General features: G+C 77.0%; 9 protein-coding genes and 1 pseudogene. 7 read left to right on the forward strand and 3 right to left on the reverse strand.

What is annotated here, in order from left to right; genetic code table 11:
• The first annotated feature begins 339 nt into the window (after positions 1-339).
• From EF918_RS39150 to EF918_RS25585, 5 genes are all read left to right on the forward strand, one after another.
• A complete protein-coding gene (locus tag EF918_RS39150) occupies positions 340-2,106 on the forward strand; it encodes a class I SAM-dependent methyltransferase (RefSeq protein WP_312847862.1) in 1,767 nt (588 codons plus the stop codon).
• Positions 2,103-3,026 carry a galactokinase gene (locus EF918_RS25570; protein WP_125650916.1) on the forward strand — a complete coding sequence of 308 codons (924 nt, stop codon included), beginning with the start codon at positions 2,103-2,105 and terminating at the stop codon, positions 3,024-3,026. The genes EF918_RS39150 and EF918_RS25570 overlap by 4 nt, the downstream gene beginning before the upstream one ends.
• Before the next feature lie 29 nt (positions 3,027-3,055).
• Positions 3,056-4,354 carry an alkaline phosphatase family protein gene (locus tag EF918_RS39155; protein WP_312847863.1) on the forward strand — a complete coding sequence of 433 codons (1,299 nt, stop codon included), beginning with the start codon at positions 3,056-3,058 and terminating at the stop codon, positions 4,352-4,354.
• 110 nt (positions 4,355-4,464) lie between these two features.
• The gene (locus EF918_RS25580; RefSeq protein ID WP_125650920.1) at positions 4,465-5,055 is read left to right on the forward strand and encodes a hydrolase; all 591 of its coding nucleotides are present in this window, start codon (positions 4,465-4,467) and stop codon (positions 5,053-5,055) included.
• Positions 5,056-5,114: 59 nt separating this feature from the next.
• The gene (locus EF918_RS25585) at positions 5,115-6,017 is read left to right on the forward strand and encodes an SDR family oxidoreductase (protein ID WP_125650928.1); all 903 of its coding nucleotides are present in this window, start codon (positions 5,115-5,117) and stop codon (positions 6,015-6,017) included.
• Here the strand turns inward: EF918_RS25585 and EF918_RS25590 are convergent.
• A complete protein-coding gene (locus EF918_RS25590) occupies positions 6,008-7,084 on the reverse strand; it encodes an enoyl-CoA hydratase/isomerase family protein (protein ID WP_125650922.1) in 1,077 nt (358 codons plus the stop codon). The genes EF918_RS25585 and EF918_RS25590 overlap by 10 nt on opposite strands.
• Positions 7,081-8,445: a glycosyltransferase 87 family protein gene (locus tag EF918_RS25595; protein WP_125650930.1), complete on the reverse strand. Its 1,365-nt coding sequence runs from the start codon at positions 8,443-8,445 to the stop codon at positions 7,081-7,083. The genes EF918_RS25590 and EF918_RS25595 overlap by 4 nt, the downstream gene beginning before the upstream one ends.
• 240 nt (positions 8,446-8,685) lie before the next feature.
• Between EF918_RS25595 and EF918_RS25600 the strand changes: the two genes are divergently transcribed.
• Entirely contained in the window at positions 8,686-9,870 is a 1,185-nt protein-coding gene (locus EF918_RS25600; RefSeq protein WP_125650924.1) for a molybdopterin-dependent oxidoreductase, read from the forward strand.
• Positions 9,870-10,382 carry a hypothetical protein gene (locus EF918_RS25605; protein WP_260610667.1) on the forward strand — a complete coding sequence of 171 codons (513 nt, stop codon included), beginning with the start codon at positions 9,870-9,872 and terminating at the stop codon, positions 10,380-10,382. Before EF918_RS25600 ends, EF918_RS25605 begins: the two co-directional genes overlap by 1 nt.
• 38 nt (positions 10,383-10,420) lie before the next feature.
• On the opposite strand, the pseudogene EF918_RS25610 reads toward EF918_RS25605, so the two are convergent.
• A pseudogene (locus tag EF918_RS25610) lies at positions 10,421-11,014 on the reverse strand (methyltransferase domain-containing protein); the annotation flags it as partial.
• Between the last annotated feature and the right edge of the window lie 99 nt (positions 11,015-11,113).

Consider the following 11,113-nt stretch of genomic DNA (forward strand, 5'->3'; position numbering starts at 1 on the left):
GAGAGGGGAACTGCGTGAGCAACGCACTGCGGGCGTACATCGGTTCGTTCACGTCGGCGGGCGGGCGCGGGGTCACCCCCCCCGCCGTGGGCCCGGTGGCCGGGGGCCCCCCCCCCCCCCCCGCCCCCGCCCCCGCGTCCGCCCGGCACGACGGCGTCCCCGCGCGGCGGCCTGCCGTGGCTCTCCCTGGCCCTGACCGCCGCACTCGCGGCCGGCACGGTCCGCGCCCGGCGGCGGCTGGCCGCCCTCCCGGTCCTGCCCGCTCCGGACCCGGCGGCGCTCGCCGCCGCCCGCCCGCAGGAGGCGGGATCCGGGTGGCGGCTGGTCTGCGCACGGGGCGTGGAGCCGGACATCGGAACGTTCCTGGCGGCGTGCGCGTACGCCGAACGGGAGGGGCTGCGGGTGGTGGACCTGCTGCCGGCGGACCTCCCGGTGGAGCACGCCCTGGGGCTGCTGCGGCTGGTGGACCCGCCCGCGTACCGGCGGGACCCGCTCGCGTCGGGCCGGGGCGCCGGGCACGCCGTCCTGGTCGAGCGGGACCTGCTCGTCCGGGCGGGCCTGTCCGAGGACGAGCGGCCGGGTCGGCCCGAGATGCTGGAGCTGGTCCGCACGCTCAAGGAGTACGCGCCGCATGCCACGGGCCTGGCCGTCGCCCCCGGCCTGCGCTGCGCGCCGCCGCGCCCGGCGGCCGACCGGCCGGCCGTGGACCGCGCCGCGGAGCTGCGGGCCCAGGGGCTGCCGCCGCGCCCGCTGGCCCTGGCGCAGGCGGCCGGGCTGGCGCTGCTGGCGGGGGCCGCGGCCCGGCAGGGCCGCTGGGGGGCAGTGGCGGCCGGCCTGTACTGGCTCCAGCCGTACGCCGTACTCGGCGGCCCGGCCGGGCCGCTGCACCCGGCCGACCTGCCCCGCACCACGGCGACCCGCCCGGCCGGCTCCCTGGCGGCGGCCGTCCGGACCTTCCGCCGCACGACGGGCACCGGCACGGCGGGCTCCCGTACGCCGGGCACCGAGGCGGCGAACACCCGCGCGCCGGGCACCGCCCCGGCCGGCCGGGCCCCCCGCGCCGCCGGGGCCGAGGCGTCCAGGGCCGCGTACCGGGCCGAACTGGCCCTCGGGACGGACCGGTTCCTGGAGGAGCGCCGGTCCGACTGCCCCTGGTGCGGCTCCGTGCGGCTCGCCGTGCGCGTCACGGTCCCGGACCTGCTCCAGGGCAAGCCCGGCCGGTTCGTCCTGGAGCAGTGCGCCGACTGCGGCCACACCTTCCAGAACCCCCGGCTCACCCCGGCCGGGCTGGACTTCTACTACCGCGACTTCTACGACGGTTCCGGCGGCGAGGGCGCCGGCGCCCTGTTCGGCCGGCTCGGCGACTCCTACCGCGCCCGCGCCGAGATGCTGCGCCCCTACACGGACGGCCCCGTGTCCTGGCTCGACGTCGGCACCGGCCACGGCCACTTCTGCACGGTCGCCCGCACCGTGTGGCCCGCCACCCGCTTCGACGGCCTCGACATGGGCGAGGGCGTCCGCGACGCCGAGCGGCGCGGCTGGATATCCCGCGGCTACCAGGGCCAGTTCCCGGACTTCGCCGACAAACTGGCCGGAGGTTACGAGGTCGTGAGCATGTACCACTACCTGGAGCACACCCGCGACCCGCTCGCAGAGCTGTCCGCGGCGGCCACCGCCCTGTCCCCCGGCGGGCTGCTCGCGATCGAACTGCCCGACCCCGAGTCGCGGATGGCCGGCCTGCTGGGCCCGCTCTGGCTGCCGTGGTTCCAGCCGCAGCACCAGCACCTGGTCCCGGCCCGCAACCTGCGCGAGGCACTCGCGGACCGCGGGTTCACGGTGCTCGCCGAGGAGCACGGCCCGGCCCACCAGGGCAACGACTTCGTCGGCGCGGTGGCCCTGGCCACGACCTGGCTGGCCCCCGACCCGGACAGCCCCTGGGCGGCCCCCGCCCCGCCGGCCCGCCGGCCGGCCCGGTACGCCGTACGGGCCGCCGCGCTCCCCGCCTTCGCCGTCGCGGCCGGGCTGGACGCGGTCCGCACGGCCGCGGCCCGGCGCGCCGACGGCGGCAACGCCTACCGGATGCTGGCCCGCAAGGACGCGGCATGACCGCCCCGGCCGCCCTCGACCCGGCGCTGCTCGCCCGCCGGGCGACCGCCGACCCGCTGTTCCGGCTGGCCGCGTACGCCCTGGAGTCGGCGCACGGGGTCCGGCCGGCCGCGGTGTGGAGCGCCCCGTACGCCTTCCACCTGGGCTCGCCCGGCCTGGTCGCGGCGGCCGGGTGGCCGGTGGCCGTCGCGGCGGCGCCCCGGACGGACGGCCTGGTCCGGCTGAGCTCGCTCAGTCACCCGGCGCACAGCTGCGACCTGCCGCTGGAGCTGTCCGGGCCGCCGCCGGCCGCCCCGGACTGGGCGGTCCGCCCGTACGCGGTGCTGCGGGCGCTGGGCCGGGCCGGGTACGGGCGGGGCGGCACCGATCTGCACGTGCAGGGGTCACTGGCGGAGGCCGCCGGGCTGGCCACGGGCGAGCCCGCGCACTGCGCACTGGCGCTCGCCGTCGTCTCCGTGCACGGGCAGGTCCCGCCCGGACGGGAGCAGCTGGCCCGGCTGCTGGCGCGGACGCTGCCCGACGGGGACGACGCCCTGCGCCGCGCGGTGCTCTTCGCCCGCCCCGGGCAGGCCCTGCTGCTCGCCCCCGGGACGGCACCCGCGACCGTGCGACCGCCCCGCCGGTACGTCGCGTTCGACCCGGCCGCGACGGGGTCCCGGCTGGTGCTGCTCGCCGTACGCGGGGAGCCGGCGGCCGTCCCTGACGACCTGGCCCGGGCCGTGGCGTGCGCCCGTCGGGCCGGGGCGCTGAGCGCCTGGCCGCCCGGGCCCGGGCCGGGGCGCAGCGTGCTGGTGCTGCTGCCCGCCGCCCGGTCGGCGGCGGTGCGGACGACGGTCGTGGAGGACTTCCGCGGCCGGGGCCGTCCCGTGCCCCGCTTCCTGAACATCGCCGTGGCCGGAGCGGCCCGGCGAGAGGCATGACCCGCGTCCCGACCCGAGGAGGAACCACCGTGCCCCCGTCACCCACCGCCACTCCCGCCTCCGCGCCCTCGCCCGCCGCCGGCCCTGACTCCGCGCGGCGGCCCGGCCGCCGCGCCGGGCGGACCCGCCGGTCCGCGCTCGTCGCGGGGCTGGGGGCGCTCGGCCTGCTCGGCGCGTTCACCGTGGCCAACTCCCAGTCCGCCGCAGGAGCTTCGGCGGCGGGCCCGGGTGCCGCCGCGCTGCCGGGCTACGACCACGTGGTGGTCGTCGTCTACGAGAACAAGCAGTACGGCGAGATCATCGGCAGCTCCAACGCCCCGTACATCAACCAGCTCGCGGGCGGCGGCGCGAGCCTGACCGGCATGAAGGCGCTCACCCACCCCAGCCAGCCGAACTACTTCAACCTCTTCTCCGGCGCCACCCAGGGCATCACCGGCGACGGCTGCTACACCCCGCAGTCGATGAGCGCGGCCAACCTCGGCCAGGAGCTGATCGCCGCCGGCAAGACCTTCGCCACGTACAACGAGGACCTGCCGAGCGAGGGTTCCACGGCCTGTACCAACGGCCAGTACGCGCAGAAGCACAACCCGTGGTTCGCGTTCAAGAACGTGCCGCTGAACACCGGCAAGACGTGGACGCAGTTCCCGCAGGGCAACTTCGCCGCGCTGCCCCACCTGTCGATCGTGGTGCCCAACCAGTGCAACGACATGCACTCGTGCTCGGTGCAGACCGGTGACACGTGGACGCGGAACAACCTCGACGCCTACGCACAGTGGGCGAAGGCCCACAACAGCCTGCTGGTGCTGACCTGGGACGAGGACAACTACCTCGGCTCCAACCAGATCGCCACCGTCTTCTACGGCGCCCACGTCAAGCAGGGCACGTACGCGGCGGCGGTCAACCACCACCATCTGCTGCGGACGTTCGAGGACCTGTTCGGCACGGGGCACGCGGGCAACGCCGCCAACGTCCAGCCGATCTCCGAGGTGTTCACCTCGTCCACCGAGCCGACGCCCACCCCGACCCCGACTCCCACGCCCACTCCGACCCCGACCCCCACGCCGGGCGACCTCAAGGTGGTCGATCCCGGTCCGCAGCAGTGCAAGTTCAACCAGTCCTGCACCGTCCAGCTCTCTGCCACGGGCGGCAAGGCTCCCGTCCGCTGGAGCGCCACGGGGCTGCCCTGGGGCCTGAGCATCGACGCGGTCAGCGGCCGGATCAGCGGCAAGCCGTGGGGCAGCGGCACCGTCCGGATCACGGCCACCGCCACCGACGCGGCCGGAGCCACCGCCCGCGTCACCTTCCCGCTCACCCTCGCCTGGTTCTGAGGCAGGGCTCCGTGGACCTGCCGCCCGGCCGGACCGCGGGGGTGCCCGGCGGGGGCCCGCCGGTCCGGCAGACTGGCGGGACCCGACGGCACGACGAAGAGGCAGGTCCCATGAGTTCCGCGCTGACGCTCGACGCCCGCACCGCCCTGGTCCTGGTCGACCTCCAGAACGGGATCCTGGCCCTGCCCACCGTCCGGCCCTCGCTGGAGATCCTGGCCCACGGGGTGGAGCTGGCCCGGGCCTTCCGGGCCCGGGGGCTCCCGGTGGTCCGGGTCCGGGTGGCGTGGTCCCCCGACGGCGGCGACCTGCCCGGCGCGGACGCGGACCGACCGGGCCCGGCGGCCGCCCCGCCGGAGGCGTTCGCCGCGTTCCCGCCGTCCCTCACCGAGGGGGGCGAGCGGGACGTCGTGGTCACCAAGCGGCACTGGGGCGCCTTCACGGGCACCGAGCTGGACCTCCAGCTCCGCCGCCGCGGGGTGGAGCGGATCGTGCTGGCCGGGCTCTCCACGAGCATCGGGGTCGAGTCCACGGCGCGCAGCGCCTGGGAGCACAGCTACTCCCTGGTGTTCGCCGAGGACGCCTGCACCGACCTGGACGCGGACAGCCACGCGCACAGCTTCGGGAAGATCTTCCCGCGGATCGGCCGGGTCACCGACACCGCCACCGTCCTCAAGGCCCTGGAGGCCGTGCCCGCGCGCTGAACCGCCCCCGCGCCCGGCCCGCCGTAGGCTCGCCGCATGGCGACGAACCACGGGGAACGCTGGCGGGCCGGGTCGCCCTCGTCGCGGGGGCGACCCGGGGCGCGGGGCGGGGCATCGCGGTCGAACTGGGCGCGCAGGGCGCGACCGTGTACGTGACGGGCCGCAGCACCCGGGAGAAGCGCTCGGAGTACGACCGGCCGGAGACCGTCGAGGAGACCGCCGAGCTGGTCACGGCGGCCGGCGGGACGGGCATCGCGGTGGCCGTGGACCATCTGGTGCCCGAGCAGGTGCGGGCCCTGGTCGCGCGGATCGACGCCGAGCAGGGCCGGCTGGACGTCCTGGTGAACGACATCTGGGGCGGTGAGGGGATGTTCGCCTGGGACAGCCCCGTCTGGGAGCACGACCTCGACAAGGGGCTGCGCCTGCTCCGGCTGGGGGTCGAGACCCACGCCGTGACCAGCCATGTCGCCCTGCCGCTGCTGGTGCGCCGGCCCGGTGGGCTGGTGGTGGAGATGACCGACGGCACCTTGGAGTACAACTCCGCCCACTACCGCAACTCGTTCTTCTACGACCTGGTCAAGTCCTCCGTGCTGCGGATGGCGTTCGCGCTGGGGCACGAGCTGGGTCCGCGCGGGTCGACGGCGGTGGCGCTGACGCCGGGCTGGATGCGCTCGGAGATCATGCTGGAGGCGTTCGGGGTCACGGAGGCGACCTGGCGGGAGGCGACGCGGAAGGTGCCCCACTTCGCCATCTCCGAGAGCCCGTTCTACGTCGGCCGGGCGGTGGCCGCGCTCGCGGCGGACCCGGAGGTCTCCCGGTTCAACGGGCAGTCCCTCTCCAGCGGCGGCCTGGCCCAGGTGTACGGGTTCACCGACCGGGACGGCAGCCGCCCGGACTGCTGGCGTTACGTGGTCGAGGTGCAGGACCCGGGCCGGCCGGCGGACACCACCGGCTACCGCTGACCGGCACGGGAGCCGGGGCCGGGGCCGAAGTCCAGGTCGCGCAGCCCTCCCCGCAGCGGGGCGAAGTGCCGCTCCACCTCGGCGTCGGTCACCGCGCCGAGGTCCGCCGGGCTCCAGCGGGGGCGGCGGTCCTTGTCGATCACCTGGGCGCGGATGCCCTCGACGAGGTCGGGCGAGGACAGGCCGTGGCAGGACACCCGGTACTCCTGGACGAGCACCTGCTCCAGTGTCTCCAGCGCGCGGGCCCGGCGCAGGGCGGCCAGGGTGACCTTCAGGGAGGTCGGGGACTTGGCGAGGACGGTCTCGGCGGCCTCCTTGGCGGCCGGGGCGCCGTGGCCCCGGAGCCGGTCCACGATCTCCTCGACGGTGCCGGCGGCGTAGCAGGGGTCGATCCAGGCACGCGCGGCGGCGAGGTCGCCGGGCGGCGCCGGGGCGGTGTACCGGGGCAGGACCTCGTGGACGTCGGCGCGGGTGAGGTCGGCGGCCAGCTCCGGCAGCCGCGCGGACGGGACGAAGTGGTCGGCGAGTCCGCACAGGATCGCGTCGGCGGCGCCCACGGCCGCGCCGGTCAGCGCGAGGTGGGTGCCGAGTTCGCCGGGGGCCCAGCCGAGCAGGTGGGTCCCGCCGACGTCCGGGACGAAGCCGATGCCGGTCTCGGGCATCGCCACGCGGGAGCGTTCGGTGACGATACGGACGCTGCCGTGGGCCGAGACCCCGACCCCGCCGCCCATCACGATGCCGTCCATGAAGGCGACGTACGGCAGGGGGGTGCGGGCGATGCGCGCGTTGAGCCGGTACTCGTCGCGCCAGAAGTCCGCCGAGGCGGTGCCGCCGGCCTTGGCGTCGTCGTGGATGGCCCGGATGTCACCGCCCGCGCACAGTCCGCGCTCCCCCGCACCGGTGATCAGGATCTGGGTGACCGTGCCGGACTCCTCCCAGGCGGTCAGGGCCTCGGTCATCGTCCGCACCATCGGGTGGGTGAGGGAGTTCAGGGCGCGGGGCCGGTTGAGGACGATGCGGCCCGTGCGTCCCTCGGTGGACACCAGGACGGTGTTCTCGGCGTTCACGTGCGTGCTCCCCTGCTCCCGCGGTCCTCGTTTCCCTCGGCCCCCACCCTAGGGCCGGCCTGCGCCGTGCCCCGCAGCAGGTGTCCGCAGGCCACGGCCAGGGCCGCCAGGCCGTAGGCGAGCGTGCCGGCGCCGGGGACCGCCCGCGCCACGACGTACGCGGCGGCCCCGGCGAGGGCGACGGCGAGCCACTCCCAGCGGCCGTCGAGGGCCACGAGGGCGACGAGCAGCAGGGCGTACCAGGAGTAGCCGGGCGTCATCAGCAGGAACGCGGCCCCCGTGACCAGGAGGGCGCCGGACCAGGGGCGTGCGGGGTCGCCGCGGCGGATCACGTGGACGCTGAGCGCCGCCGTCACCACCACCACGGCGGGCAGGGCCCAGGCGTCGGGCAGGACCAGGCGCAGCAGGGCGTAGCGGCCGCCGCCGGCGGCGTCCCCGTAGCCCTCCTCGTCGACGTAGCCGCCGAGGTAGCCGAGGACGGAGGAGTCGGACAGGGCGACGTACGGCAGGTAGAGCGCGGCGAGCACCGCGGCGGCCGGGACCAGCGTCGCCGCCGCGTCCCGTGCCCGCCGTACGCCGGACAGGGCGCCCGGCAGCAGGACGGCGGGCAGCAGCTTCGCGCCGATGGCCAGGCCCAGCACCGCTCCTCCGGCCATGCGGTGACGAACCGTCAGCCCGAGGGCGACGACGGACAGCAGAACGGCCAGCACGTCGGCGTGGGCGTTGTTGACGGCCTCGACGGGGACGGCCGGGCACCAGGCCCAGTACGCGGCGCCGCGCGGATCGCCGCGGCGGCGCAGGATCCCCAGCAGGGCCACGGTGGTGGCCACGGCGAGGAGCGCCCCGCCCGTCTGGAGCGCCTTGTGGCGCACCCCGTCGGGGGACAGCGCGTGGACGAGGAGGAAGTACAGCTCGCCCGCGGGCGGGTAGATGGTGTGCACCTGGGGCCGGTTGATCCGGGTGCACCCCCCGTCCGGGAGCCGCGCGAGGTCGGGCGCGCCCGGGCCGCACACCTCCGGCGGCGGGAAGAGCCAGCCGTCACGGAGGCCGGCCAGCGCCGGGTCGGCCGGGGCGTGGTCGTACGGGGAGGTGCCGGTGGCCTGGACCCGGCCGTCCCAGGCGTAGCGGAACGCATCGGTACTCGTGCGCGGCGGGGCGGCGAGGCCGGTGGCGGCCACGGCGATGCCCCCGGCGAGGACCAGCGCGGCGACGTGGCGGGACGGGACCCGGCGCAGCGTCCAGGCCGCCGCGGCGAACAGGGCCCAGCAGGCGGCGTACCACCAGGACAGGCCGGCCGGGTCGGTGAAGTAGCCGTCCTTGCGGACGGTGCCGGCGAGCGTGGCGGTGAGGGCGGCCAGCAGGACGGCCGTCCCGGCGACGGCCGCCCGGGACGCACGGGGCGGCCGGGGTGCTCGGGGCTCCCGGGACGGCCGGGACGCCCGGACGGGGTCGCCGGGGCCTTCGGCGGGGGAATGCGGGTGGGTCACGGGTTCACCCTGGCAGCGGTGCGGCCGTCCCGGTGGGCGGCGCGGGCGGACGTCCGTGTTTCGTAAGGTGTCGGACCGGCCCACGGCAGCGGTCCGCACGGTTGCATGAAGGCCATGCGATCTCGAACGAGCCGACGCTTCCCGTTCCCTTCCCTCGCGCCGCCGGCCGCCCTGCGCCCGCCCCGGTTCACGGGGCGCCTGCACGACGCCCGTACCGCCACGGCGGTGGGGCGCTGGCTGGGGGCGGCCCTCGCGGTGTGCTTCCTGACCGGTCTGGTGAGCCACTTCCTCCAGCACCCGCCCCACTGGCTCGCCCCGCACCTGCCTCCGCGCCCCGCCTGGGGCTACCGGCTGACGCAGGGGTTGCACGTGGCGGTCGGGCTGGCGGCGATCGTGCTGCTGCTCGCGAAGCTGTGGACGGTCTATCCCCGGCTGTTCGTGTGGCCCCCGCTGCGGTCGGTGCGCCACGCGCTGGAGCGGCTGTCGGTGGCGGTGCTGGTGGCCGCGACCCTGTTCGAGGTGCTGACCGGGCTGCTGAACATCGCCCAGTGGTACCCGTGGCCGTTCGGCTTCGTCCAGACGCACTACGCCGTGGCCTGGGTGGTGGCCGGGTCGGTGCTGCTGCACCTCGCGGTCAAGGCGCCGGGGATCAGGGCCCATTGGAGCAGCCGGTCGGCGGGGACGCGTGCGCTGCCGGACGAGGAGCGGGACGGTCCCGACCGGCGCACGCTGCTGCTGGGCGTGGGTGCGGCCGTGGGCGCCGTCACCGTGACGACGGTCGGGCAGTCCTTCACCCCGCTGGCCCCGCTGGACCTGCTGGCGCCCCGCCACCCGGGGCACGGCCCGCAGGGACTGCCGGTCAACCGGACGGCTGCGGCGGCCGGCGTGACCCCGGCCGCCGTGCGCGCGTGGCGGCTGGAGGTCGTCGGGCCGCGCCCGTACACCCTGGACCTGACCGAGCTGGCGGCCCTGCCGCAGACCCGGGTACGCCTGCCCATCGCCTGCGTGGAGGGATGGAGCGCCGACGCGTGGTGGACCGGGGTCCGTGTACGGGACCTGATGGAACGGGCCGGGGCCCCGCCCGGCGCCGCGCTGCGCGTGGTCTCGCTGGAGACGCAGGGCGCGTACCGGGTGATGGAGATGGGGCGCGGCTACGCGCAGGACCCGCTGACGCTGCTGGCGCTCCGACTGAACGACGCGGTGCTCTCGCCCGACCACGGCCACCCGGCGCGGATCATCGCGCCGAACCGGCCCGGGGTGCTGCAGACCAAGTGGGTGGCCCGACTGGAGGTGCTGTGATGTCCGCTCCTGCTGCGGAGCAGCAGCCGGCCGGGGGCGCGGGGCCGGTGTCCCCGGTCCGGTGGCTGCTGGGTGCGCTCGGGCTGCTGCTGATCGGGGTCGGGGGGCTGCTCCTGGCCGCCGAGCCGGACCCGTTCGACGTACTGGTGTGGCTGGCGGGGGCGTTGGTGCTGCACGACGGGGTGCTCGCGCCGCTCGTGCTGGGCGCCGGCCTGCTGCTGGCGGCTGCGGCGGCCCGGTGGGCGCTGCCGGCCCGGCGGGTGCTGCGCGGGGCCCTGATCACCGCCGGCGCCCTGACGCTGATCACCCTCCCGCTCCTCCTCCGCCCGGGCACCCCGGCCCATCCGTCGGCCCTGCCCCTGCCGTACCCGAGGAACCTGCTGCTGGCCCTGGCCGCGGTGGCGGTCACGGCGGCTGCCGTGGCCGCCGTGGCCGTCCGGTCCCGCCGCCGCCCGCCCCGGCCTTCGGCGCCGCCCGACGGCCCGGAGACGGGGCGCGGGCCCCGCCGCTGAGCGGCCGGGGCCCGCACGTCTCCTGGTCCGGCCCGGGGCTAACACCCCGGTGCCAGCTCCGTGAAGTGGCGGCCCGTGCTGGTCCAGGTGTGCACGGGCCTCCAGCCCGCCCGTGCGGCGTGGCCGCGCAGGGCCGCGGGCCCGACCCGGGCCCAGGGGAAGGGCGTGCCGTGGGCACCGCGGCCGTCGTCCAGGCGTACTTCGTGGCACTCGTCCACCTCGGCCCCGTCGGCCTCGGCGATCAGCCGTCCGCCGGGGCCGAGGAGCCGGGCGACCCGGTCGAGCAGGGCTCCCGGGTCCCCGCCGATGCCGATGTTGCCGTCGATCAGCAGCGCGGTGTGCCAGCGGCCCTCCCCCGGCAGCGGCCCGAAGACGGACCGGCACAGCGCGGTCCCGCCGCGCCGTACCGTGCTGGTCACCGCGGCCGGACTGACGTCCACGCCGAGCACGCGGTGGCCCTGCTCGGCCAGGGCGGCGACCAGCCGGCCGGGGCCGCAGCCGATGTCGAGGACGGCGCCCCGGCACCGGGCCAGCACGCTCCGGTCCGCGGGGTCGGCGTCGGCCAGCCAGCGCTCGACCTCCAGGGGCAGCAGCCAACCGTCCGTACGGCGCAGGAACAGCGGCCCCCGGCCGGCTGGTCGCCGCCCTGGCCGAGCAGGGCCACCGCGTGCTCGGCGTGGACGTCAGTCCGGCCGCGGTGACCAGCACGGCACAGCGCGGTCCCGCCGCGC

The organism is Streptomyces sp. WAC06614 (genome assembly GCF_003949795.1).
Taxonomy (GTDB): domain Bacteria; phylum Actinomycetota; class Actinomycetes; order Streptomycetales; family Streptomycetaceae; genus Streptomyces.

Bases quoted from the DNA above. Each gene is read 5' to 3' on its own strand.
- EF918_RS25580 (WP_125650920.1), top strand. From the start codon at position 4,465: ATGAGTTCCGCGCTGACGCTCGACGCCCGCACCGCCCTGGTCCTGGTC.
- EF918_RS25570 (WP_125650916.1), top strand. From the start codon at position 2,103: ATGACCGCCCCGGCCGCCCTCGACCCGGCGCTGCTCGCCCGCCGGGCG.
- EF918_RS25605 (WP_260610667.1), top strand. From the start codon at position 9,870: ATGTCCGCTCCTGCTGCGGAGCAGCAGCCGGCCGGGGGCGCGGGGCCG.
- EF918_RS25600 (WP_125650924.1), top strand. From the start codon at position 8,686: ATGCGATCTCGAACGAGCCGACGCTTCCCGTTCCCTTCCCTCGCGCCG.